At 54.2% G+C, this 24,960-nt stretch carries 15 protein-coding genes, 1 tRNA gene, 2 rRNA genes and 1 riboswitch; of the genes, 12 read left to right on the top strand and 6 right to left on the bottom strand.

Features of this window, described 5'->3' with window-relative positions; all coding sequences use genetic code 11:
• Positions 1-43 precede the first annotated feature (43 nt).
• The 4 genes from rrf (C9I92_RS19065) to metA all read left to right on the top strand — a co-directional run bounded on the left by rrf (C9I92_RS19065) (position 44) and on the right by metA (position 1,640).
• Positions 44-159: ribosomal RNA gene (gene rrf / locus C9I92_RS19065) — 5S ribosomal RNA — on the top strand.
• Positions 160-249: 90 nt separating this feature from the next.
• Positions 250-325: transfer RNA gene (locus C9I92_RS19060), tRNA-Thr, on the top strand.
• Positions 326-333: 8 nt separating this feature from the next.
• Positions 334-449: ribosomal RNA gene (rrf, locus tag C9I92_RS19055) — 5S ribosomal RNA — on the top strand.
• A gap of 249 nt (positions 450-698) precedes the next feature.
• On the top strand, positions 699-1,640 hold the full coding sequence (gene metA, locus C9I92_RS19050; protein WP_047887877.1) for a homoserine O-acetyltransferase MetA: 942 nt from the start codon (positions 699-701) through the stop codon (positions 1,638-1,640).
• A gap of 51 nt (positions 1,641-1,691) precedes the next feature.
• On the opposite strand, the gene C9I92_RS19045 is transcribed toward metA, so the two are convergent.
• Complete coding sequence (locus C9I92_RS19045) at positions 1,692-2,975, bottom strand: cation:proton antiporter (protein WP_047887878.1); 1,284 nt, start codon at positions 2,973-2,975, stop codon at positions 1,692-1,694.
• A gap of 200 nt (positions 2,976-3,175) precedes the next feature.
• Between C9I92_RS19045 and metH the strand changes: the two genes are divergently transcribed.
• On the top strand, positions 3,176-6,853 hold the full coding sequence (metH, locus tag C9I92_RS19040) for a methionine synthase (RefSeq protein WP_047887879.1): 3,678 nt from the start codon (positions 3,176-3,178) through the stop codon (positions 6,851-6,853).
• A 175-nt stretch (positions 6,854-7,028) separates the two neighbouring features.
• Here metH and lysC read toward each other — a convergent pair whose 3' ends face one another.
• Positions 7,029-8,420, bottom strand: a complete 1,392-nt coding sequence (lysC, locus tag C9I92_RS19035) for a lysine-sensitive aspartokinase 3 (RefSeq protein ID WP_047887880.1) — start codon at positions 8,418-8,420, stop codon at positions 7,029-7,031.
• A gap of 117 nt (positions 8,421-8,537) precedes the next feature.
• Positions 8,538-8,730, bottom strand: a riboswitch (Lysine riboswitch).
• A 245-nt stretch (positions 8,731-8,975) separates the two neighbouring features.
• Between lysC and C9I92_RS19030 the strand changes: the two genes are divergently transcribed.
• Positions 8,976-10,094 (top strand): pyridoxal-phosphate-dependent aminotransferase family protein, encoded by a 1,119-nt coding sequence (locus C9I92_RS19030; protein ID WP_047887881.1) that lies wholly within the window; start codon positions 8,976-8,978, stop codon positions 10,092-10,094.
• A gap of 122 nt (positions 10,095-10,216) precedes the next feature.
• Here C9I92_RS19030 and C9I92_RS19025 read toward each other — a convergent pair whose 3' ends face one another.
• Positions 10,217-11,986 (bottom strand): PglL family O-oligosaccharyltransferase, encoded by a 1,770-nt coding sequence (locus tag C9I92_RS19025; RefSeq protein ID WP_047887882.1) that lies wholly within the window; start codon positions 11,984-11,986, stop codon positions 10,217-10,219.
• 87 nt (positions 11,987-12,073) lie between these two features.
• Positions 12,074-14,917, bottom strand: coding sequence for an excinuclease ABC subunit UvrA (gene uvrA / locus C9I92_RS19020; protein ID WP_047887883.1), 2,844 nt, complete (start codon positions 14,915-14,917; stop codon positions 12,074-12,076).
• A gap of 268 nt (positions 14,918-15,185) precedes the next feature.
• Between uvrA and C9I92_RS19015 the strand changes: the two genes are divergently transcribed.
• Positions 15,186-15,740, top strand: a complete 555-nt coding sequence (locus C9I92_RS19015; protein ID WP_047887884.1) for a single-stranded DNA-binding protein — start codon at positions 15,186-15,188, stop codon at positions 15,738-15,740.
• Between the two features lie 178 nt (positions 15,741-15,918).
• Here C9I92_RS19015 and C9I92_RS19010 read toward each other — a convergent pair whose 3' ends face one another.
• Together C9I92_RS19010 and C9I92_RS19005 are read right to left on the bottom strand one after the other, a co-directional pair.
• Positions 15,919-17,118, bottom strand: coding sequence for a putative manganese transporter (locus C9I92_RS19010; RefSeq protein ID WP_047887023.1), 1,200 nt, complete (start codon positions 17,116-17,118; stop codon positions 15,919-15,921).
• 337 nt (positions 17,119-17,455) lie between these two features.
• Complete coding sequence (locus tag C9I92_RS19005) at positions 17,456-18,340, bottom strand: LysR family transcriptional regulator (protein WP_047887022.1); 885 nt, start codon at positions 18,338-18,340, stop codon at positions 17,456-17,458.
• A gap of 360 nt (positions 18,341-18,700) precedes the next feature.
• Here C9I92_RS19005 and csrD point away from each other — a divergent pair, with 360 nt between their 5' ends.
• The 5 genes from csrD (at position 18,701) to mshL (ending at position 24,958) form a co-directional block, all read left to right on the top strand.
• On the top strand, positions 18,701-20,644 hold the full coding sequence (gene csrD, locus C9I92_RS19000; protein ID WP_047887031.1) for an RNase E specificity factor CsrD: 1,944 nt from the start codon (positions 18,701-18,703) through the stop codon (positions 20,642-20,644).
• Between the two features lie 164 nt (positions 20,645-20,808).
• Positions 20,809-22,302, top strand: coding sequence for a PilN domain-containing protein (locus tag C9I92_RS18995; protein ID WP_047887021.1), 1,494 nt, complete (start codon positions 20,809-20,811; stop codon positions 22,300-22,302).
• Positions 22,299-22,934 (top strand): type II secretion system protein M, encoded by a 636-nt coding sequence (locus C9I92_RS18990; protein ID WP_047887020.1) that lies wholly within the window; start codon positions 22,299-22,301, stop codon positions 22,932-22,934. Before C9I92_RS18995 ends, C9I92_RS18990 begins: the two co-directional genes overlap by 4 nt.
• Entirely contained in the window at positions 22,927-23,256 is a 330-nt protein-coding gene (locus C9I92_RS18985; protein WP_047887019.1) for a hypothetical protein, read from the top strand. Before C9I92_RS18990 ends, C9I92_RS18985 begins: the two co-directional genes overlap by 8 nt.
• A 13-nt stretch (positions 23,257-23,269) precedes the next feature.
• Positions 23,270-24,958 (top strand): pilus (MSHA type) biogenesis protein MshL, encoded by a 1,689-nt coding sequence (gene mshL / locus C9I92_RS18980; RefSeq protein WP_047887018.1) that lies wholly within the window; start codon positions 23,270-23,272, stop codon positions 24,956-24,958.
• The last annotated feature ends 2 nt before the right edge of the window (positions 24,959-24,960 follow it).

The raw sequence follows: 24,960 nt of genomic DNA, 5'->3' as shown, positions 1-24,960 counted from the left end.
AGATTGTGATTTGCGGCCTGCGGGCGGTGAATCAAAGAATTTGCCTGGCGACCATAGCGCTGTGGACCCACCTGATCCCATGCCGAACTCAGACGTGAAACGCAGCAGCGCCGATGGTAGTGTGGGGCCTCCCCATGTGAGAGTAGGACATCGCCAGGTTTTATTTGAAGTTTCCATCATTTATAAAAAGATGGGAACATACAAGTAAAGCAATAATAGTAAGACTTTATTTGTAACGCAGAATTGCGTGCTGGTATAGCTCAGTCGGTAGAGCGCACCCTTGGTAAGGGTGAGGCCCCCAGTTCAAATCTGGGTACTAGCACCACGCTTTTGTTCAGCGACAATAGCACAATGGAACCACCTGATCCCATGCCGAACTCAGTAGTGAAACGTTGTAGCGCCGATGGTAGTTTGGGGCCTCCCCATGTGAGAGTAGGACATTGCTGAACACTTCTTCCTAAACCCAGCCTAATGGCTGGGTTTTTTCATTTCAGCCTTTCTCATTTCTTTTTTATCACATCTCCCTTTTTGATGAATCATGAGTTTTATTCAACTCATGGCACTCAGCTTTAAATCTTTTAATCTTCTTTTGCTTGCGCGGTCGACTAATCTTCTATAGTTTTAGTTAGATATCTGGACGTCTACACATCTTTTAATGGGATTGTTCGCTGGATTTTACGTTTAAGGAGCAAACTAAGATGCCGATAAAAATTCCTGATAAGCTGCCAGCCACGGATATCTTGCGCAGTGAAAATATCTTTGTGATGTCGGAAGCGCGTGCAGCTAGCCAGGAAATCCGCCCGTTGAGAGTCTTGCTGCTCAACCTGATGCCGAAGAAGATTGAAACTGAAACCCAATTTATGCGGTTGCTTTCTAATTCTCCTCTGCAGGTTGATGTGGAGTTATTGCGGATTGATAACCGTCCAACGAAGAATACGCCTACCGAGCATTTGGATACCTTCTACCGCCAGTTTGATACGGTGAAGCACCGGAATTATGATGGGCTGATTGTCACTGGTGCGCCGCTCGGGTTAGTACAATTTGAAGATGTACTCTACTGGGAAGAGATACAAGCAATCATGAATTGGGCACGGGAGCATGTGACCTCGACCATGTATGTGTGCTGGGCTGCGCAGGCGGGCTTGAAGTTGTTGTATGATTTGCCGAAACGAACCCGCAAAGAAAAGCTGTCAGGCGTGTATTTTCACCAGATTCATGATTGTCATCACCCTGTGCTACGGGGCTTTGATGATACGTTTCTCGCCCCTCATTCCCGTTATGCGGATTTTTCCCCGGATTATCTGGCTGAGCACACGGATCTTGATATCCTGGCAACTTCTGAGCAGGCGGGCGTCTATCTGGCCGCGACCAAGGATAAGCGTAATCTGTTTGTCACTGGTCACCCGGAATATGACGTCAATACATTGCACAATGAATATATCCGGGATGTCGGAGAAGGTATGGGGCCCAATATTCCGGTGAACTATTATCCGGACAATAATCCGGAGAAGCCGCCGGTAGCCAGTTGGCGCAGTCATGGACATTTATTGTTTTCTAACTGGCTTAATTACTGTGTTTACCAGCAGACACCGTATGATTTGGATCATTTCTCTGTGGCCAATTTTACGCGCGACGAGTAAAAAAAAGACCTGCTGATGCAGGTCTTTTTTGTTGTCAGCAAGGTGCTTTAGTTATTTTTGATTCTGTGCTTCCCACGCTTTGGCTTTTTGAATCAGTGGGGTAATGGTTGAGCCCTGAATCAGGATAGAGAACACCACCACCGCGTAGGTCATCACCAGAATGATTTCCCGGACGTCGATGTTTTTATCCGGAATAACCATCACACCAGCCGGAATGGCCATGGCCATGGCCAATGCCAGGCCGCCGCGCAATCCGCCCCAGGTCAGGATCTTGATCGATAGCGGGTTGTAGTCTCGGTAGCGCTGGAAGCCGAAGTAGGAAAACTTGATACTGAGATAACGGCTGAGCAGTACCAGAGGCACGGCGATAACCATTAGTACCCAGTCTTCTTCATGGAACCGGAACTGCAGCATACTCATACCGATTAACAGGAACAGAACGCCATTGAGGAACTCATCGACCAGCTCCCAGAAGTGGTCGAGGTGGTCTTCACTCTCTTTTGAGAAACCAATATAGCGGGTCCAGTTACCAATCATAATCCCGGAAACCACCATCGCCAGTGGGCCGGAGACATGGATGACTTCGGCAAAAGCGTAACCGGCAGTTGGGATACCGAGTGTTAGCAGCAGCTCCATAGAGTGGTCGTTGGTTGAGCTGATCAGATAATGGAACAACAGACCCAGCGCAAACCCGTAGGCAATACCACCAATAGCTTCCTGCAGGAACAACTGGCTGACGCCCAGCACTGTTGGGGCTTCATGGCCGAAAGCAATGGTGAACAAAGTAACGAAAATCACCAGACCAAAGCCGTCGTTAAACAGCGATTCGCCTTCAATCTGGGTGGAAATTCGTTTGGGAGCATCCAGCTTTTTGACAATTGCCAGTACAGCGATGGGGTCGGTAGGAGAGATCAGTGCGCCGAACAGCAGGCAGTAAATCAGTTGAAGTTGGATTCCGATGGCTTGGCAGATCCCCCAGAGGGCAAAGCCGATGAAGAAGGTCGAGAACAGGGTAGCGAACAGGGCGAGTATTGTGATTTCCCATTTCTGATCTTCGAGGTGAGGGAGTTTAATCCCGAGACCACCAGCAAAGAGAAGGAAGCCTAAAATCCCTTTAAGCAGGAAGTTCTCGAAGTTGACTTCTCCCAGTTGCTCGGCGGCGATTTCTTCAAGGTGGAACCAGCCATTATGACCAGCGATGATGATACCTAAAGAGAGGATCAATGCGCCGGCGGTAATGGCGATTGTGGTCTGCATTTTTCCTATCTTACTGTTGATAAAGGCGATGAGCATGGCTGCCGCCGCCAGGAAGCAGAGGGTGCTGTAGACTGACATCCCGTGACCTCGATGGTGATTTAAAGTAAAGCGCAAAATTGTGTCAAAATATAAAGCGAACCTGCCTTGATATCTATCACTATTTTCCTACCTGTCCGACATAATTTAATCTTCGAAAAGGCATTTGGACGTCTAGATTTCCATCTGTGCTGTGGTAGGATGTTATTCAGCTGTGAAATATTACATAAGGAAGTAGTGCGGTGTTGAAGGGTAAGGAATTCATACAAGAGCGTTTGGCGCAGCAAATCCTGATCATCGATGGCGGGATGGGCACCATGATCCAGGGGTATAAACTGGAGGAAGCAGACTACCGGGGTGAGCGTTTTGCCGATTGGCCCTCGGATCTGAAAGGGAATAACGATCTGTTGGTACTGACCCAACCTCAGCTGATTCGTGATATCCATAGTGCCTACCTCGAAGCCGGGGCGGATATTCTCGAAACCAACACCTTTAACGCCACAACCATCGCGATGGCAGACTACGGGATGGAAGCGCTCAGTGCCGAGATTAACCTTGAAGCTGCCCGCCTTGCGCGGCAGGTGGCTGATGAGTGGACGGCAAAAACACCGCATAAACCAAGATTTGTGGCCGGGGTCCTTGGCCCGACAAACCGGACCTGTTCCATTTCGCCGGACGTGAACGATCCCGGCTACCGCAATGTGACGTTTGATCAGCTGGTTGCAGCCTATGCTGAATCGACCCGGGCATTAATTGAGGGGGGATCCGATCTCATCTTGATCGAGACCATTTTCGATACCCTTAATGCCAAGGCCTGTGCCTTTGCGGTGGACACTGTTTTCGAAGAGCTGGGCTTATCCCTACCGGTGATGATTTCCGGTACCATTACCGATGCATCCGGTCGTACGCTGTCCGGTCAGACGACTGAAGCTTTCTACCATTCCTTACGCCACGTCAAACCGATTTCCTTCGGCCTTAACTGTGCCCTCGGACCTGATGAATTACGTCAGTATGTGGAAGAGTTATCCCGCATTGCGGAATGTGCCGTCTCTGCGCACCCGAATGCGGGTCTGCCGAATGCATTTGGTGAATACGACCTCTCGCCGGAAGAGATGGCCGCGCACATCCGGGAGTGGGCACAAAGTGGGTTCCTGAATCTGGTCGGCGGCTGTTGTGGTACGACCCCTGAGCACATCCGTCAGATGGCTGAGGTGGTGGCTGACCTGGCTCCGCGCCAGTTGCCTGACCTACCGGTTGCCTGCCGTTTGTCCGGTCTTGAACCGTTAATCATCGAAAAAGATACCCTGTTTGTGAACGTGGGCGAACGTACCAATGTGACCGGCTCGGCCCGTTTTAAGCGCCTGATTAAAGAAGAGCAGTATGACGAAGCGCTCGATGTGGCCCGTCAGCAGGTGGAAAACGGTGCCCAGATCATCGATATCAACATGGATGAGGGTATGTTGGATGCGGAAGCATGCATGGTGCGCTTCCTTAATCTGTGTGCGTCAGAGCCGGAAATTTCCAAGGTGCCGATCATGGTCGATTCCTCCAAATGGGAGGTCATCGAAGCCGGTCTGAAATGTATTCAGGGTAAGGGGATCGTCAACTCGATATCGCTTAAGGAAGGCAAAGAAAAGTTTATTGAGCAAGCCAAGCTGATCCGCCGTTATGGCGCCGCGGTGATCGTGATGGCTTTTGATGAAGTCGGTCAGGCGGACACCCGGGCGCGTAAGCTGGAAATTTGTACCAATGCTTACCGGATTTTGGTGGACGAAGTAGGCTTTCCGCCGGAGGACATCATTTTTGACCCGAACATTTTTGCAGTGGCAACCGGTATCGATGAGCACAATAACTACGCGGTTGACTTTATTGAAGCGGTTGGCGACATCAAGCGAGATTTACCTCATGCGATGATTTCCGGCGGGGTGTCGAATGTTTCTTTCTCGTTCCGCGGCAATAACTATGTGCGAGAGGCAATCCATGCCGTGTTCCTCTATCACTGCTTCAAACGCGGGATGGACATGGGGATCGTTAATGCCGGTCAGCTGGAAATTTACGATAACGTCCCGGATAAATTGCGTGAAGCGGTGGAAGACGTGGTGCTCAACCGCCGTGATGATGCGACCGAGCGCCTGCTCGACATTGCAGATGAGTACCGTGATAACGGGGTTGGCAAGCAGGATGACGGCGCAGCGCTGGAATGGCGCAGCTGGCCAGTCGCTAAACGGCTGGAGCATGCTCTGGTCAAAGGGATCACGGAGTTCATTGTCGAGGATACTGAAGAAGCTCGAGTGAACGCCAGCAGGCCGCTGGAAGTGATCGAAGGGCCGTTGATGGACGGCATGAATGTGGTCGGTGACCTGTTTGGTGAGGGCAAGATGTTTCTGCCCCAGGTGGTGAAGTCTGCCCGGGTGATGAAACAGGCCGTGGCCTACCTGGAACCGTTCATTGATGCTGAGAAACAGAGTGGTCGCTCAAACGGCAAGATTCTGCTGGCGACGGTCAAAGGGGATGTCCACGATATTGGCAAGAACATTGTCGGGGTCGTTCTGCAATGTAATAACTACGACATTATCGACCTCGGGGTCATGGTGTCGTGTGAGCAGATCCTTAAGGTCGCGCGGGAAGAAAACGTCGATATCGTCGGTCTGTCCGGACTCATTACTCCGTCGCTGGATGAGATGGTGCATGTTGCCAAGGAAATGGAGCGCCAGGGCTTTGAACTGCCGCTGTTGATTGGCGGTGCGACAACCTCAAAGGCGCATACCGCAGTGAAAATTGAGCAGAATTACCGCCATCCGGTGGTGTATGTTAACAATGCGTCGCGGGCGGTGGGGGTTTGTACCTCGTTGCTGTCGGACGAACTGCGTCCGGCGTTTGTGGAGAAACTGGATGTCGACTATGAGCGGGTCCGGGATCAGCACAGCCGTAAACAGCCTCGAACCAAACCGGTCTCGCTGGAGAGGGCCAGAGCCAATAAGGTCGCGATTGACTGGGCAACCTATACGCCGCCAGTACCGGCGAAGCCCGGTACTCATGTGTTTGATGATTTCGATGTCAGCATCCTGCGCAACTATATCGACTGGACCCCGTTTTTCATGACCTGGTCGCTGATGGGCAAGTACCCGGCCATTCTGGATCATGAGGAAGTGGGAGAAGAAGCCCGCCGTTTGTTCCAGGATGCGAACGAGTGGCTGGATCGCATCGAGCGGGAAGATCTGATGAAGGCCCGGGGCATGTGTGCCTTGTTCCCGGCGAACAGTACAGGGGATGACATTGAGGTCTATACCGATGAGTCCCGTAGCCAGGTAGCGCATGTGCTGTATAACCTGCGCCAGCAGACGGAGAAACCGAAAGGCTATAACTACTGCCTGTCGGATTACATTGCACCGAAGGACAGCGGGAAGCCGGACTGGATTGGCGCGTTTGCGGTTACTGGCGGCATCGGAGAGCGAGAGTTGGCCGATAAATTTAAAGCCCTGGGTGATGATTACAATGCCATTATGGTACAGGCGGTGGCTGACCGTTTGGCTGAAGCGTTTGCCGAGTATCTGCATGAGCAGGTGCGTAAAGAGATTTGGGGATACTCGCCGGACGAAGCCCTGTCGAATGACGAACTCATTCGTGAGAAATATCAGGGGATCCGTCCGGCACCCGGCTACCCGGCGTGTCCGGAACATACCGAGAAAGGCACCTTGTGGGAGATGCTCAATGTCGAAGAAGCCATTGGGATGTCACTCACCACCAGCTATGCTATGTGGCCGGGAGCGTCGGTCTCAGGCTGGTACTTCTCGCATCCGGACTCACGCTATTTTGCTGTGGCACAAATTCAGGAAGATCAGCGTGATAGCTATGCCGAGCGCAAAGGCTGGGATCTGGTTGAAGCGGAAAAATGGCTGGGGCCGAACCTGTCATTGTAATGCAGCAAAGGCGTAATGTATTAAAGGCGTAATGACTCAAAGGCCCCGGATGCCACAGCTGCGGGGCCTGTTTTTTACAGGTGACACCCATCGGGAACACTGACACGGCAACAATCATACGCTGATATGAAAAAGGCGCTCATCATGAGCGCCTTTTTTGTGTCCCGGACTTGGGTTACTTCGCGGCCTCAAACAGGGCAGCGTGGAGGGTTTTAACCACTTCGCGCGATTCGCTGGTTTTGACCAGGAAACACAGGTTGTGCGGACTGGCGCCAAAGCAGATCATGCGCGGACTGTAGTTGTCCAGCTTGCCAAAGACCTGAGTGGCGGCTCCCGGGGCTTCGCCCAGTTTGTTGCCGATAAGTGCAACCAGGCACAGATCCTGTTCTACTTCCACACGGCACAGCTTGCTGAGAGCCTCTGTTGCTGCGGCTGGCAGGCTTGGTGCTCCGCCGCCGGTGTTAGTCTGATCCAGGGTCAGTGAAACGCTGACTTCAGACGTTGTGATCAGATCAACAGACACCTTATGTTCACCAAGGATGCGGAAGACTTCTGACAGGAAGCCATAGGCATGGAACATATTCAGGCTGGTCAGGGTGACCAGGGTCTGGTTGCAGCGCAGGGCCAGTGCCCGGAATTTTGGTGGCTGGGCCACGTGCTGGCGAATCCAGGTTCCACCTTGCTCCGGTGCTTTTGATGAACCGATGAACACCGGAATTTGCTGGCGGATGGCTGGCAGCAACGTCGACGGGTGCAGAATTTTTGCCCCGAAGTTAGCCATCTCAGAGGCTTCGCTGAAGCTGATTTCCTGGATTGGCATGGCGTTGGCTGTAATACGCGGATCGGTGCTGTACATCCCCGGAACGTCGGTCCAGATCTCCAGAATTTCTGCACTGATGGCTTCGGCAACCAGTGCTGCACTGTAATCACTGCCGCCACGGCCCAGCGTCGTTGTCTGGCCGGTTTCATCAGAACCGATAAAGCCCTGAGAGACAATAATTTGATCAGACTGGAGCAGCGGTTGCAGTTGCTCACTGGCCAACTGGCGAATTGCATCCACATCCGGTACGGCTTTGCCGAACTGGCTATCGGTACGCATTACCGGGCGAATATCAAAACGGGTAGCTTTAGCCCCCATTTCGTTAAGAATTTGGGTAAAAAGAAAAGTCGACAGTAATTCGCCGTGGGCGACCAGCTGATCGGTCAGTTGCACGGAAGGGGCGCTGGCAGTTTGCTTGGCCAGGGCTTCAACGTCTGTCAGAAGTTGGTCGATCTCAGCTGCTACCGCTTCCGGGTGAGTCAACTGATCAATGATCGATTGGTGAATCGTTCGAAGTTGTTGTAGCCGTTGTGAGCGCTGCTCGTTGTCGGCAATTCCATTTGCTAATTCAACCAGCAGATTGGTTACGCCGGAACACGCACTGATTAATACCACTTTAGCAGCTGGGTTGTCCTTGATAATCGTTGCGCTTCGACTCATGGCGGCATGATCGGCTACACTGGTGCCGCCAAATTTCGCTACAGTAATTGGTGGAGGAACAGTAAAGTTAGTATTTACAAAGCTCAAAACAAGGTCTCCCAATCAGAAGTGTAAAAACGTTCTTAAATTTAGGGGGAATGACCCGGGATCAAGATCCCGACGCAAATGTCAGGAGAGCAATAAGGTAGGATGTAGTCAGGTACAACAACCAGAAGCTCCCCACCTTTCCACTACCTATATCGTCTGGAAAGGTGACAGCCAGAAGGATTCAACCTTCCAAGCCGATATGCCATGCCCCCTGTCACAACATATCTCGGCGCTACTCCCCCTCTCCAGACTGCCTTGGGGTGGGGCCCCGCAATCCTAGATACCTGGGTAACGCTCCTCTTCTGTCTGCCCCTGAGATAAGGTGCATCTCAGGATGAACAAAAAACGTGCTCTATTGAAGCGGATTTGAGAGTCTTTTGTCAATCATGGCGGGGCAGAATATGCAAAATAATTGCAAATTTTTTGTCTTTCCCGGACGGAGGAATCGCAGGGGGCAAAAACAGCGCCGTCACAAGAGACGCAACTTGCGATCAGACCTGATATAGTCAGTACGTACCTTACACCAACAGGCCTTACCATCAGGGAGAAATAATAATGACAATTGGTAGTTTTTATCCGCCACAGCGTACACTCATGGGACCGGGTCCATCAGATATTTATCCGCAGGTGTTACAGGCCCTGAGTCGTCCGACCATCGGTCACCTGGATCCGCTGTTCATCGGGATGATGGATGAGCTGAAACAGCTGCTGCAATATGCTTTCCAGACAACTAACCCTTTCACGATTGCGGTCTCTGCGCCGGGCAGTGCCGGGATGGAGGCTTGCTTTGTGAACCTGGTTGAGCCGGGCGACAAAGTTATTGTCTGCCGCAACGGTGTGTTTGGTGACCGGATGCGTGAAAACGTGGAACGCTGCGGCGGTGTTGCGGTGATGGTGGACAACGACTGGGGTGAACCGGTGAATCCGCAGTCAGTGGCTGAAGCCCTTGAGGCACACCCGGATGCGAAGATTGTCGCGTTTGTCCACGCTGAAACGTCGACCGGTGCGCTGACTGATGCCGAGGCAATCGCGAAGCTGGCACGTCAGCACGATTGTCTGACTATCGTGGATGCGGTGACCTCGCTGGGTGGCGTACCGCTGCTGGTGGATGAATGGCAACTGGATGCGGTGTACTCCGGCAGCCAGAAATGCCTGTCTTGTGTTCCTGGTCTGTCGCCTCTGACGTTCTCTCCGCGTGCGGTGGAGAAAATTCAGAGCCGTCAAAGCAAAGTACAAAGCTGGTTTCTCGATCAAAGCCTGGTTCTGGGCTACTGGAGCGGCGAAGGTAAACGCAGTTACCACCATACAGCACCGGTGAACAGCCTGTATGCCCTGCATGAAGCGTTGGTGCTGCTGAAAAATGAAGGGTTGGAAAATGCCTGGCAGCGTCACCGCGACGTCCATTTGGAATTGCGTGAAGGGTTGGAACAACTGGGTATCGAGTTTGTGGTTGATGAGGCATACCGCTTACCACAATTGAATGCGGTGCATATTCCTGCCGGGGTTGATGATGCGCAGGTACGTAAAACCCTGCTGGAGCGTTATAACCTGGAAATTGGTGCCGGGCTGGGCGCGCTGGCGGGTAAAGCCTGGCGGATTGGCCTGATGGGCTACGCTGCACGCAGCGAGAACGTTGCGCTGTGTCTGAAAGCGCTGGAGTCGACCCTGAAATAAGTGTCGGCCTATTCAGTCAGGCGCCGCCCAAAACAGGCTTGCAGAGAAAAAAACGGCTACCTTCCGGTAGCCGTTTTTTTATGGCTGTGTCCTATGGAGCGGATGCTTGCTCCGGGGGGCACCTAGTCAGTGACTACGGGGGGAGCCGTCAGAACGACCGCACCCGATGTGACAGGTTCTGCTTTTGCGGCTGGCGCAAAAATCTGCCCAGGGAACAGGTAGCAGGCTTCCTGTTGTACCTGCTCGGCCAGTGCGGTTTCACCGAGATGCTGGTACGCAGCAATCAGGTTTTGGTACAGCGTGGGGCGTGGCCAGATCAGGGCTTTTTGGCGAGCCCATGCAATATACGTCTGAATCAGTGCCGGGTTGGCGGTGGCAATCCCAACCTGCAGTTGGGTGACGTGCAGATCCCATTCAAACCGATCCTGCCAGGCCCATGGATTGTTGACCTTCAGCAGGTAGTCAATATTGGCCGGTTGGCGGGTCTCAAACTGGGTCAACTGATGACCAGAGTACAGGGTAGTGGCCATGAAACCTGTGGTGAGTACCGGCAGGATCAGAACCAGTCCCCGAATGGACAGCACATACTCCATCTGACGGCGGTAGTATTTGGCGGTCAGATTGTCCACCCAGTAGATCAGGATAATGAACATCACCCAGTGTGGCAGGGAGTGGTAAAACGGATACTCCAGCTGGGTATGCAGGGTAATCGGCAAGAACAGGCCAACCAGTGCTAACTGGGTGCCAGCCCGGGCTTTGCGGATTTTCAGAAAGACGGCGGCGGCGGCCAGCAACAGTCCCAGCAACGGCAGGATGCCCCCTTCTGCAGCCCAGTAAGCCAGTTCATTATGCGGGTGATCCAGCGAAGGCATACCATAGGGCTTGCTCGGGTCCTGATGGTGCCACTGCGCTGTTTGGGTCACATAACTGGTTTCGAACCGGCCATAGCCATAGCCTGACAGCGGTTTGGCCAGGAACATATTCACGGCCTGAGGAATGTGCATGGCACGCGGGCTGATCAGGCTGAGGCGTTCTTCCTTGGGGGCCCAGCCGGTGTGCTGGTTTACCTGCCAGGAAACACTCAGTCCCATTACCACCATCAGCAGCCACATTCGCCACTGGGCTTTGGCGGCAAACCGGCGCAGGTAAGGAATCATCAGCACCACACCCACGGCGGCTCCCAGCCAGCCGGTGCGGGAACTGAGTACCACCAGGATAGGTAGGGTGACCACCGGCGTCAGTAGTAAGATCAGCTGCAGCCAGGACCATTTCCCCCGATACATAGGCAGCCTTGCCAGCAGATAAGCCGAGAGCACCAAGCCGGTTGCCAGAAAACTGGCCATCACATTGGGTTGCTGAAAAATACCGTACGGGCGGTTTTCTAGCGTGTTGTAGCCGATCGGGTTGCCCGGCTCCAGCCACAAAAACTGTACCCAGCCAAAGCCCGCTTCGAGCCAAACGCCCAGCAAAATCAGCCACAGCAGACGCTGCCGCTGTTTATGGGAAAACGCAAACTGCTGCAGGCCGACAAAAAACAAAAAGCCGGCCCATATGCCAATCAGACGAGGCAGGGCAGTAGCGCTATTGGCCTGCGGAAACAGCACCGGAATAGTCAGCAGCAGACAGCAGACGAACAGCACCAGGGTCAGGCGGGAATAGCGCCATACCCGCTGGCGACAGATTTCCAGCAGGCCGAAGGCGATAGCAAAGCTGAACGGGATCCAGCTCATCGCATTGAATGGCAAGTTCAGGCCAGCACCGCCCGGGTTGTGCTGAAAATAATGCATGGCCAACAGGAACAGGAAGCCCAGTGAGGCCAGAAACGGTTTGACCATGGGTTTGCTGATCCCCTGCTCGGCAAGTCGCGTGCCTTTTACATGTAAAACAGTCATGGCTGTTCCGTCTGTCACAGGGTGAAAGAAATAAAACCGGGCATCATGGGCCCGGTTGTCCTATCTGAATGTTGGAAGCGGCCAGCTTCAGCTCGCCGCAGTGAGTGCCGGTAACAGCGGCTTCAGGAAGCGGGCGGTATGCGAGCCTTCAACCAGTGCCACCTGCTCCGGTGTCCCGGTTGCAATAATTTCACCGCCGCCACTGCCGCCTTCTGGTCCCAAATCGATGATCCAGTCTGCCGTTTTAATAACATCAAGGTTGTGCTCAATCACCACGATGGTGTTGCCGTGATCTCGCAGGCGGTGCAACACGGTCAACAGCTGCTGAATATCATGGAAATGCAGGCCGGTAGTCGGCTCATCCAGAATATACAGTGTTTTACCTGTATCGCGTTTGGACAGCTCACGTGCCAGTTTGACCCGCTGGGCTTCCCCGCCGGATAAGGTGGTCGCGGCCTGACCGAGACGGATATACGATAACCCGACATCGATCAGCGTCTGTAATTTTCGCGCAATCGCTGGAACTGCATCAAAAAATTCGCGGGCATCCTCGACGGTGAGCTCCAGCACTTCATCGATGGTTTTGCCTTTATAGCGAATTTCCAGGGTTTCGCGGTTATAGCGCTTGCCCTTACAGACATCACACGGCACATACACATCCGGCAGGAAGTGCATTTCCACTTTGATCACCCCGTCGCCCTGGCAGGCTTCACAGCGTCCACCTTTCACGTTAAAGCTGAATCGACCTGGCTTGTAGCCGCGGGAGCGGGATTCCTGCGTACCGGAAAACAGCTCGCGGATCGGAGTGAAGATCCCGGTGTAGGTTGCCGGGTTGGATCGTGGGGTCCGGCCGATCGGGCTCTGATCAATGTCGATCACTTTGTCGAAGTGCTCCAGATCGCGGATCTCACGGTAAGGAGCCGCATCGCCGCCAGCTGCACCGTTGAGCTGGTGGTGGGCGATCTTAAAGAAGGTGTCGTTGATCAGGGTAGACTTGCCGGAGCCGGAGACCCCAGTCACGCAGGTCAGCAGACCGACCGGAATCTCTGCGTCGACCTGCTTGAGGTTGTTACCGCTGGCCCCCAGCAGTTTTACGGTGCGGGCCGGATCCATCTCCACCCGCTGTTCGGGCACGGCGATCATCTTTTTGCCACTCAGGTACTGGCCAGTCAGCGAGTCGGCGTTGCTGAGGATGTCATCCAGTTTCCCTTCGGCAATGATGCTGCCGCCGTGCACCCCTGCACCCGGGCCAATATCTATGATGTGATCGGCAGTACGGATGGCATCTTCGTCATGCTCGACCACGATCACGGTATTGCCGAGATCCCTGAGATGAGTCAGGGTTTTGAGGAGTCGCTCGTTGTCGCGCTGGTGGAGACCGATAGACGGTTCATCAAGGACATACATGACACCGACCAGACCGGCACCAATCTGGCTGGCCAGGCGGATTCGCTGAGCTTCCCCGCCCGACAGGGTGTCGGCACTGCGGGACAGGTTGAGGTAGTTCAGTCCGACGTTGACCAAAAAGTGCAGGCGATCTTTGATTTCTTTCAGGACTTTTTCGGCAATTTTCGCTTTCTGGCCGGTCAGGCTCAGCTCGTCGAAAAATGTCAGCGCGCCGTTGATGCTCATCTCACTGATCTGAGGCAGTGTAGTGTTGGCGATGAACACATTGCGGGCTTCCAGGCGCAGGCGTGAGCCGCCACAGCTGCTGCACGGCTTAGTGGAGACAAATTTAGCCAGTTCTTCCCGGACGGAGTTGGATTCGGTCTCGCGGTAGCGGCGCTCCATGTTGTTGAGGATACCCTCAAACGGGTGGCGGCGAACCGTGATATCTCCGCGATCATTGATGTATTTGAATTCGATTTCCGTGCGCCCGGAGCCGTTCAGAATGACGTCCTGCACTTTTTTCGGCAGCTCACCAAACGCTGCTTCCACATCAAACCCGTAATGATCCGCCAGCGATTTCAGCATCTGGAAATAATAAAAATTGCGCTTGTCCCAGCCGCGAATCGCACCGCCAGCCAGGCTCAGCTCATCGTTCTGGACGACCCGGCCCGGATCAAAAAACTGCTGTACGCCCAAGCCGTCACAGGTGCCGCAGGCACCGGCCGGGTTGTTGAAGGAGAACAGGCGGGGCTCCAGCTCCTGCATGCTGTAACCACAGTGCGGGCAGGCAAAATTGGCAGAGAATACGATTTCCTCATGTTCACTGTCGGTCATCGGGCTGACCACGACGGTGCCACCGGACAGCTCCAGTGCGGTCTCAAAGGATTCTGCCAGTCGCTGCTGCAGATCGTCACGCACCTTGAAGCGATCCACCACCACTTCAATGGTGTGTTTTTTGTGTAACTCCAGGGTCGGAGGATCGGACAGATCGCATACCTCGCCGTCGATCCGTGCCCGGATGTAGCCCTGAGCAGCCAGGTTGGCGAGGGTTTTAACGTGCTCCCCCTTGCGCTCTTTGACTATCGGGGCCAGTAGCATCATCTTGCTGCCTTCCGGCAGTTCCAGCACTTTATCGACCATCTGGCTGATGGTTTGCGCGGCCAGTTCGACGTTGTGGGTTGGACAGCGCGGCTCACCGACGCGAGCATAAAGAAGGCGCAGATAATCGTACACTTCCGTGATGGTGCCGACAGTAGAACGCGGGTTATGGGAGGTCGATTTTTGTTCAATCGAAATCGCCGGCGACAACCCCTCAATGTGGTCGACATCCGGCTTTTCCATCAGTGACAGGAACTGGCGGGCGTAAGCCGAGAGGGATTCGACATAGCGGCGCTGTCCTTCGGCATACAGGGTATCAAAGGCCAGAGAGGATTTCCCAGAACCCGACAGGCCGGTAATAACAATCAGCTGATCCCGTGGCAGCGTAAGGGAAATGTTCTTCAGGTTATGGGTCCGGGCACCCCTGACTTCAATTTTGTCCATAATGATGCGCTTAGTGACTGACGTAGTTGTCCGGCATTATTGCATAGCCGCCGGGGGCTTAAAAGAGAAGGCTGTATAAAGATACAGTGAAGTGTATGCAAATCCACCGTTCGTCTGGTATGCTTAGCAGCTAGAATTTGCGGCGCAATACCCAGCTTCAGCCCTGTTCGCAATGGGGGGAAGCATGATAGACTGCGCGATTAAGTATAAACTTTCAATAACGGTGCTTGTGGTAAAAGCAGGCCCGATAATGAGATCGGAGTGAACTATGGCCAGTCGTGGCGTAAACAAGGTTATCCTGGTTGGTAACTTGGGTAATGATCCGGAAATCCGTTACATGCCGAGTGGTGGTGCAGTTGCAAATATTACCGTTGCCACCTCTGAGACTTGGCGTGACAAAAACACCGGCGAGCAGCGTGAAAAAACAGAATGGCACCGTGTAGTGCTGTTCGGTAAGCTGGCGGAAGTGGCGGGTGAATACCTGCGCAAAGGTTCGCAAGTTTACATTGAAGGTCAGCTGCAAACGCGTAAATGGCAAGACCAGAGCGGCCAGGATCGCTTCTCGACTGAAATCGTCGTGCAGGGTTACAACGGCATTATGCAAATGCTGGGTGGCCGTCAGGGTGGTCAGGGTGGCCAGGGTATGGGCGCTCCTATGGGTGGTCAGCAGCAAGGTGGTTGGGGACAGCCGCAGCAGCCAGCTGCCGCACCGCAACAGCAGAGCTACGCGCCTCAGCAACAGTCTGCCCCACAACAGCAGCCTGCGTCTCAGCCTCAGTACAATGAGCCGCCAATGGATTTCGATGACGATATCCCGTTCTGACGGGGTTTTTTGTTATCTGGACAAGAGAAATTCTGAGGTTCTAGGTTCTAGGTTCTAGGTTCTAGGTTCTAGGTTCTAGGTTCTAGGTTCTAGGTTCTAGGTTCTAGGTTCTAGGTTCTAGGTTCTAGGTTCTAGGTGCTGATTTTGGCTTCTGGCTCACCGATTTTTGGCTGACGATTCACTCAAAGAAACTAAAGTAGCCATACGCTACCACCAGAGCGGGAACCGATGAGTAGAGAGTCGCCACCAAAGCGGCTTTGGGTGCCAGTGCAATGGCAGGGAATAAAGCATCCCCGTCATTGCTGATGGCGTTCCCAAGCTGTGCTGAGAGCGGAATGGAGCCGGACAGATACAGACTGGTGACCAGAATCTGTGGGCCACAGCCGGGCAGCAGGCCGATGGCTACGCCCATCAGTGGCAACAGCAGGGCCCAGTTAGCGAAGATCTCTGACAGATTGATACCGGTCCAGTAGATAGTGAGCTCAAACAGCAGGAAAGCGCCGATGACCCAGCTGGTGACAAAGTTGGTGTCCTGTGCCACACGCTGAAAAAGGTTGGCGGTTCGCGCTTTGGGATCCTCAGAAACGGCGGACTCATAGTCGGTGATATCGCGGCTGGTGGCCCACAGCAGCATGGCGCAAAGTGCGGCTGCGGCTCCCGCGATATTGGTGGTGTTGGCTGGCAGGCTGAACAGCTGATCCGGGTCGATCTGCAGCGATCCCAGGATAGCAATGGCGCTGGCTGGCAGTAGCAACCACTGCCAGAACCGGCCTTGCAGGCGGCTGACCGGTTCGCTGATTGGGGCAATGTGGCGTGAGTGGCCATCAGCCGTTGACTGTGTATCACGAACCGGACGCATAAATGCGGTGCCGTGCAGGCGATCGACAATCATGCCGGAAATCAGACCCACCACAAAACCCACGGCGATGACAGCCAGCGCAGTAGACGGCTCTGCCGCCAGTAACAGGAAGGCGGCATCGCCCATGGTTGCAGTCAGCACCGCCACGACCGCCCCAAAACTGAGTTTGCCCCTGACAAACTGGGTGATCACCACAATGGCGCCACCACAGCCCGGTAAGGCCCCCATCGCGGAGGCAAACAGCACCTGAAAGCGGGCGCTCTGGGCCAGCATCAGACTCAGTTGGTTATTGTCTTTGTTCAACCTGGCGGCAATGGCGTGGTACAGCGCCAATGTAGCCGCGACATACGCTGCTACCTGCCAGAATGCATCTGCCATGACCCCGACCGTGATTGCTCGGGTGGTGGGCGACGCGGTAAGTAATGCGATCAGAATCACCGGAAGGATCAGGCGTTTGTTGGCCAGTCGCCATGAATGCTGCTGAATGTGCCGACTGAGTGTCTGCTGAAAAGATGTCATTGCCGCCTCCGGAGCCTGTTTGTGATTCCTTATCATTTAAACGCAATTGATAATTATTATCAATTGGTTTTTGTGGTTATTGTGTCGAATAACGGGTCGCCCTGTTGGTGAGTAGGGCTCTATCACAAATTGTAGGGGCTGGTGGGCGAACAGGCCGATTATTCCTGGTCTCTGAGCCTGTTTTTCCGGTGTCTGAGTCTCAGTGATCACGACCGGCTCAGACCCGGACGGCATGGCTTCAGTCAATCTATTGATTTACCCATGTATCCATTTATTCATAACCGGTTATCTGTCACTGGATGACTGGCATTACTGCATCATGCGAACTGGTACCGGGCTAATTAGCCGGATTGGCTTTGGCCTTGATGAAGTCAATAAACAGCTTTGTTTTGACATGGTTATAGTCGAGTTTGGGGTAATAGGCATACGCGGAGCTGACCGGCTGCTTCAGCTGTGGTAGTACCGGCACCAGCAGGCCCTTACTCAGTTCACGGCGAACCGTATTTTCACCAATCAGAATGATCCCCATCCCGGCGACTGCTGCGGCAACCAGGGCTTCCGGATTCTGGGTGGTGAAATTGCCCGTCAGCCGCAGACGCAGGTTGTTCTCGAATACATGCTCCTGTTCATGGCCGTGCGTGCCAAACAGCAGGCAGTTATGCTCTGCCAGTTGTTCAGGAACCTCGATGGCCGGACGACCTTCCAGATAGCTCGGGGCGGCATAAAAGCCGGGCTGGAAATCAAACAGTCGGGTTGCGATATAGCTGGAAGAATTAAAGTCCGTCAGTGCCTTACTGATAAAAACATCCAGATTGAGGTCCGGCAGCTGGCCCGGGGTCACGGTATGCAGCTCCACCTGAATTTTTGGGTAGGCCTCAATGAACTCAGCCAGGTAGTGCACCAGCAGGCGGCTACCGGTTGCCAGCGGCGCCCCGATGCGTAGCACTCCGCTGACTTCACCATAGGTTGAGGTGGTTTCTGCCAGCAACTGGTGCCAGTCATCCAGCAGGCGGGCGCTGCGTTGATAAAACAGCTTTCCGGCGTCGGTCATGGTCAGGCTGCGGGTGGTGCGCTTGAGCAGCTGCACGCCCAGCTGTTTTTCCAGCCAGGACAGGCGTTTCGACAGTGCAGAGCTGGAGGTGTTGAGCTTGTTCGCGGCCTGTGCCAGAGAACCCTGGTTAACGACCATGACAAAGCTGTTGGTGCAGGTGATCCAATCCATGTTTTGACGTACCTATTTTGACGTAGCTATGTTGACATTGCTATCTGACGGCGAGCGGCCGGGTGGTTGCGGGAACGGAATGGGGAACGATTTGCCTATTCTGTGCGGGCAACTATAGTCTGTGCGGCAACTATAGCATGCGTAAGCACAACCTGAACGCGGCTTCCGGTGCCAGAAGTGAACGCCGCATGCATTTCGCGTCAATCAACCGGATAAGGTATTAATAAATTGTTAATTTGTCGACCGTGGCACTGACAAATTGACCATGATAATGGTACTTTGCACGCCAGATCCTGCTTGATGCTGACCGGAACCAATGTCGAGCAACCACTTCTACAACTTACTGATATTTATCTGCCTATGAGAAAAGCGTCAGGAATGAGACTGACCAACCGGTTGGTTGCTTTTGTTACCGTCATTGTGATCTGTGCGATGTTCGTCATTTTTATCGGCGGCGCCGTCAGTTTCCGTAAACTGGGCCAGGACTACCTCACCCACTACCTTGATGGGGTGGTGGAAGTGATTGATCAGGAAATGGCTGATCCTCAGGGAGCGCAGTCCCTGTCGCGCTGGCTGCCTAAATTGCTCAAAGCCAGCAATGTAATGGAACTGGAAGTCAGCAGCGAAGCCGGGGTGATCTACAGTTTTAAAGGGCTGCAGACCTTAAACGATCCCTCCATTCTGTATCGGAGCCGGTATGAGCTGCAGCATAACCCAGGCTACTTCGTGGACATGAAGTCGATCCCGCCGTACACCGAATTTACCTATTCTATCGGGGCGATGTCGTCCATCAGTCTGGCCATCGCAATCATTATCGTCGGGCTGATATGGGGCATGGACTGGCTGCGTCGCCAGCTGCTCGGCTCTGAATTACTGGAACACCGAGGCCGGATGATTCTGGCCGGACGGGTCGAAGAGAACGAAATTGGCGATGAGCGGGAGTGGCCGGCCACGGCCAGTCTGGCCCTGGATAAGATGATAGCCGAGCTGAAAGATGCCCGGCAGGAGCGCAGCCGGTTTGATACTTTTATCCGTACCCATACTTTCCTGGATCAGCTGACGGGCGCGGCCAACCGGGTGATGTTCGACAGCCGTTTGCAGTCCATGTTGCAGGATCAGGAAACCCACGGTGCCGTGATTTTGGTGCGGATTGCAGACTGGGAAGAGCTGCTGGCGGAGAAAGGCAAAGAAGAAGCGGATGAACTGATTCAGGACGTCGGCGGCATCTTGTCGAATTTGGTGCAGCGCTATCCCGATACCGTACTGGCGCGCTATTTCGATGCCGAATTTGCGATTTTGCTGGGACAACAGTCGGTGAAAGAGGTTAAACAGTTCGCCAATACCATGATGAACGCCCTCGACCGGCTCAGCCCGCCCACACCACTGGACAAGGAAAATTGGTGCCACATCGGTGTGACTTCCTGGGTCAGCGGGGAGCGGCGAGGCCGTATCATGGACGAAGCCGACATGGCGCTGCGCAGTGCCCAGCTGCAGGGCACGAACGGCTGGTTTGCCTTTAAAAAGGATCAGCAGGTGGAAGACGCCCGCGGCAGTGTGCGCTGGCGGACTCTGCTTGACAGTATTTTCAGCAGCGGCGGTCCACTGCTGTACCAGCAACCGGTGATCATGGCTGATGGCACGACGCTGCACCGTGAGCTGTTGTCCCGGATCCGGGATGAAAACGGCATGCTGATCAAGGCCTCGCGTTTCCTCAGCGCGGTGGAGCAGGTGGGATTCAATGCCCGCATGGATCAGCAGGTGATCAGCAAGACGTTAAATATGTTGCGTAATGAACCGGTAGAAGATGCACTGTCGGTTAATGTGAGTGTGGAGGCGCTGCTCGACAAGGCTTTCGTCAAATGGCTGCGGGACGAGCTGCTGCAGACGCCGCGGACGGTACTGAACCGGCTGTCGTTTGAGATCCCGGAAAGTGGCCTGGTTAAGCATCTGGATGCAATTCGTCCGGTGGCCCGAATTTTGGTCGGCCTGGGCTGTAAGCTGGTGGTCGATCAGGCCGGACGCACGATTGTCAGTACCCATTACATCAAGGATATCAAGGTCGATATCATCAAGTTGCACCGTGGGCTGGTGCGGGAGATTGACTTGCGGCAGGAGAACCAGCTGTTTGTCCGCAGTATGCTCGGTGTTTGTGCCGACTCGGCGGTGCAGGTGGTTGCGGTCGGGGTTGAAAATCAGAATGAATGGCAGGTATTAAAGCAGTTGGGCGTCAAAGGCGGCCAGGGACGTTATTTTGCCGCAGAGTTGTCACTGGAAAAGCCGGAAAGTCCGCGTAAACAAAAATAGACAAAAGACTTAATAAAAGTGTTTCTATTAATTAAAAAACACTATTAAATCAATATAATTTATTTATAATGGTCAAATAATTGACGCAGGTAAGGCAAATTTATGCAAGTCGCAAAATTTGCCGTTTTTTTTGGGGCCGTTTATTACGGCCATAGACATTGAATATGTTAGTTACCCAATTTTTTAAAAAGAAAAGCCAGCGCCAGACAGCCTGCATTGCGCTGTTTTCTGACACGCTAGCCCTCGCTTACCAATTCGAAAATCAATGGCATACCGATGAGCACCCTGTCGCTGACAGCCATCAGTGGGGCGATGCCATCAAGGCGCTGATCAGTCGCAACCCACTTAAGGGAGCGGCCCTGCGTCTGGTACTCGGACACGGCTACTACCAGAGCATGATGATCGAAAAGCCGGAGTTGCCGCAGGAGGAATACCCGACCGCGCTGCCTTTCCTGGTCAAAGAATTGGTCAATGAATCTCCGCAGGAGCTGGTGGCGGATGGATTTCTGGCACCGCTGAAGCAGCGTTTGCAGGTGTTTGTCGCTAATCGGCGTTTACTTGAAAAACTGGCGGCGGCCTGCCGCGATGCCGGTTGTGACCTGACTGTGGTATCCGCGGAAGACGTGGTCTGGGGTCAGTTGACGGCGGCGACGCAGAGCCAGGTGATTCTGCATCGTCGCAGCCAGGGGAATTTACAGTTAACGGCGTTCAAAGAGCAGGTGTTGTGTTTTCAGCGCCAGCTGCGTGGTTTCGCTGCCCCTTTACTGGTCGGGCAGGCGGATGATTTGTCCTCCGGCTTGCAACTGGACGGCCTGGCGTTGGAGTTACAGCGCTCGCTGGATTTTCTGAGTGCGCAGCTGCGTGAAACCCCCGTGACTCAGATGCTGGTGTCCTGTGATGATGATGACGATAGTCGATTGGCGCAGGCGCTGGGTGAACGTTTGAGTGTGCCGGTAGTGGCATTGACACCGGCACAACCCGCTCTGCTTAGTAACGCACTGCGGGTCGCTCAGGCCGGTGCCGCTTACGGAACCGGGGCGATCAACCTTTACAACGAGACCCTCAAACCCAAAACTGAATTGCTTACCCTGCCGAATATTGCGGCCAGCTGGTTGGCAATTGCCATTCTGCTGGGGGCTTTCAGCGGTTGGTGCAGCTGGCAGAATCACCAGCAGCAACTGGCCCTGCAGGCGGAACAACGTCAGCTGGATGAAAAGCGCCAGCAACTGGATCGGGCGAAAGCCGCGTTGGCACGGCATCTGCCGAGCGTCCTGAAAGTGGAATCCGCAGACGGACTGGAGCAGCACCTGGCAGCCAAGCAAGCGACGCTGGCAGCGATTGCCCAGCATGATGACAGCCTGAAGGTAGGCTACGCCGGTATGCTCCAGCAACTGTCGGATGCCGCCAGCGGGGATATTTCCCTGCAGCGGATCAGTGTTGCTGGCCGTCGCTTGGATCTGGAGGGTCTGGCTCGTTCACCGGACTCCGTGCCGAGCTGGCTGCAGGCTTTCAAAACCTATCCGGCGCTGTCTGACCGTCGCTTCGAGCTGATGTCGTTGGGCCGCACCGAAGACAACATTGTGACGTTCAAACTGCTGGCAGAGCGGAGCCAGCCCGGCGCCGTGGCACCATCCGTGAAGCAGGGGAATCAATCATGAATCGCTGGTACACGTTGTGCGATAAATTTGCGGTGCTGACCGAGCGTGAGAAATGGCTGATCGCGATTTCCGGCTGGGTGGCCTTGAGCTTTGCCGGTTATTTGCTGGTGGTTGAGCCGGTTCTGATGAAACAGGAATCACTGCAGCGGCAGCGAGCATCAATCAGTAATGTACTGACCGCCAGTATGGACCAGATTCAGGTGATTGAGCGCAAGCTCCGGACCGATCCGGACCAGGAAATTGATGAGGAAATTGCGCGCCTGACCCGTGAAAACCGGGCGCTGGACGATGAGCTGGGCGAGCGTGTGGCGAGCCTGGTCAGCCCGGTGCAGATGTCGGCGCTGATGGAGCAGGTTCTGCAGCGCACCAAGCAGCTTAAGCTGGTGGCGCTGACCTCGCAGCCGCCGGTTCAACTGATCAGCGGTAACGATCAGGGGTACTACATTCATCCGGTGAGCCTGACCCTGCGTGGACGTTACTTCGATGTGGTGGCGTATCTGCAGCAGCTGGAGGCGTTGCCGGTGAAATATTACTGGCGCAGCCTGAATTATCAGGTCGATACCTATCCATGGGCGGACATTCAGTTGGACGTTTATACCCTGGGCGAGAGTAAGGACTTTATTGGTGGCTAAATCTCTATTTATTGCTCTGGGTCTGATGGTTCTGGCCGGTGCGGCCAACGCCACTCAGGATCCGACCGCTCCGCTGGGGTGGCAGGCACCGGCGGCCAAACCGTCTGTATCGCAGAGCCGGTTACCGAGCCTGGAAGGCATCTTCTGTGACAAAGCCAGCCAGGATTGCACTGTGGTTCTGAGCGGCAAAATGGTCAGCCAGGGTGGCAGTGTTAATGGTTATCAGGTCGCGGCTATTTACGATGATGCGGTTATCGTAAAACGCGGCGGTCGGCAGTGGCGGCTGGAAATGTTTGCCGACAACATCAAGTCAGATTTTTAAATAAGTGGTTAAGATGCGTGGATTAGTTGTAGCAGCGGTCATTGCCTCCCTGGTCGGATGCTCGACCAACATGGGGCACCGTGACCCGGTTGAGGTTAAAGGGGCGTTAAACGAGGCGGCCAATCAGGCTAACAGCCGACCGTTGATGGATTTGCCGGCGTCGGTGAATGCGGATCTGATGCCAAGCCTGGACGGCAGTGATTATGTCAGTCCGGTGGCGGTGGAGAAGCGATTCCGGGTCAGTGCCCGCAATGTCGATGCCAAAGCCTTTTTTGGCAGTCTGGTTAAAGGGACGCCGTTTAACATGGTGATCCACCCTAACGTGCAGGGCCGTATTTCGCTGACGCTGCAGGATGTCACGCTGGATGAAGTGCTGGAAGTGGTCTCTGACATTTATGGATACAGCACGACCCGCAAGGGCAATATCATTCAGATTTTGCCGGCGACCCTGCGCACTGAAGTGATGCCGGTCGATTACCTGCAGCTGAAACGCCGTGGGATCTCGCTGACTTCTCTGACAACCGGCTCGATTTCGGATACCGGCAGCGATAGCTCCCGGAATAACCGCTCAAGCAGCAATCGTAATAACAATAACGATTCCGAGCAGAACAACAGCAGCTCCAGTTCCAGTAAAGCGACCGGCGGGACACAGATTGAAACCCTGTCGGAAAGTGATTTCTGGCAGCAGCTGGAGCGTGCCGTGCAGGCGATGATCGGCAGTGGCCAGGGACGCAGCATTGTGGTGTCACCGCAGGCCAGCCTGATTTCGGTGCGTGCGTACCCGAATGAGTTGCGTGAAGTGAAGGAGTTCCTCGGGGTGTCGCAGCAGCGCCTGAAGCGTCAGGTGGTGCTGGAAGCCAAAATCATGGAAGTGACCCTGAGTGACGGTTATCAGCAGGGTATCAACTGGAGCAACATCACCAAGAGTATCGGCGGGACCGACATTACGTTTGGCACCGGTCAGGTGGTCAGAGATCTGGCGGGCAACATTGTGCCTCAGCTGCTGCCGGGCGGAAATGAAATCTCTAACCTGCTGAACGGTCAGACTAACGTGACGATCTCAGACGGTAACTTTGATGCGGTACTGAGCTTCCTTGATACTCAGGGCGATCTGAATGTGCTGTCCAGCCCTCGGGTAACGGCGGCTAACAACCAGAAAGCCGTGATTAAAGTCGGCGGTGATCAGTACTTTGTTACCGATATCTCCGGCGGCGAAGTAAACAGCGATGGCGGTACGGCATCGCCGGATATCGAACTGACCCCATTCTTCTCGGGTATTTCCCTGGACGTGACGCCGCAGATTGATGATGAGGGCGGCGTGCTGTTGCACGTGCATCCGACCGTGGTGGATGTAAGTACCGAGATCAAAGACATCGCCCTGGGCGATACATTCGGCACCTACAGATTGCCATTGGCAAAGAGCTCGGTACGTGAGTCAGATTCTGTCATCCACGCCCGCTCCGGCGATGTGGTCGTGATCGGCGGCCTGATGAAATCATCGGTGCACGATCAGGTTAGCAAAGTGCCGTTACTGGGAGATATCCCGATGCTGGGCCATCTGTTCCGTAACGTGAATCAGCTACAGACTAAAACCGAGCTGGTGATTTTGCTTAAACCAACCGTGGTGGGTGAGCAGACGTGGCAGAAGGAAATTGAGCGTTCGCGTGCCCTGGTTAACGAGTGGTTTCCTGAAGAGGGATAATC

The organism is Photobacterium ganghwense (genome assembly GCF_003025595.1).
Classification (GTDB): Bacteria; Pseudomonadota; Gammaproteobacteria; order Enterobacterales; family Vibrionaceae; genus Photobacterium; species Photobacterium ganghwense.
This window is presented reverse-complemented; position numbering and strand designations above follow the sequence as displayed.

Bases quoted from the DNA above. Each gene is read 5' to 3' on its own strand.
- C9I92_RS19045 (WP_047887878.1), bottom strand. From the start codon at position 2,975: ATGTCAGTCTACAGCACCCTCTGCTTCCTGGCGGCGGCAGCCATGCTC.
- csrD (WP_047887031.1), top strand. From the start codon at position 18,701: ATGAGAAAAGCGTCAGGAATGAGACTGACCAACCGGTTGGTTGCTTTT.
- C9I92_RS19030 (WP_047887881.1), top strand. From the start codon at position 8,976: ATGACAATTGGTAGTTTTTATCCGCCACAGCGTACACTCATGGGACCG.
- mshL (WP_047887018.1), top strand. From the start codon at position 23,270: ATGCGTGGATTAGTTGTAGCAGCGGTCATTGCCTCCCTGGTCGGATGC.
- metA (WP_047887877.1), top strand. From the start codon at position 699: ATGCCGATAAAAATTCCTGATAAGCTGCCAGCCACGGATATCTTGCGC.
- C9I92_RS19025 (WP_047887882.1), bottom strand. From the start codon at position 11,986: ATGACTGTTTTACATGTAAAAGGCACGCGACTTGCCGAGCAGGGGATC.
- C9I92_RS19010 (WP_047887023.1), bottom strand. From the start codon at position 17,118: ATGACATCTTTTCAGCAGACACTCAGTCGGCACATTCAGCAGCATTCA.
- C9I92_RS19015 (WP_047887884.1), top strand. From the start codon at position 15,186: ATGGCCAGTCGTGGCGTAAACAAGGTTATCCTGGTTGGTAACTTGGGT.
- C9I92_RS19005 (WP_047887022.1), bottom strand. From the start codon at position 18,340: ATGGATTGGATCACCTGCACCAACAGCTTTGTCATGGTCGTTAACCAG.
- uvrA (WP_047887883.1), bottom strand. From the start codon at position 14,917: ATGGACAAAATTGAAGTCAGGGGTGCCCGGACCCATAACCTGAAGAAC.
- C9I92_RS18990 (WP_047887020.1), top strand. From the start codon at position 22,299: ATGAATCGCTGGTACACGTTGTGCGATAAATTTGCGGTGCTGACCGAG.
- C9I92_RS18995 (WP_047887021.1), top strand. From the start codon at position 20,809: ATGTTAGTTACCCAATTTTTTAAAAAGAAAAGCCAGCGCCAGACAGCC.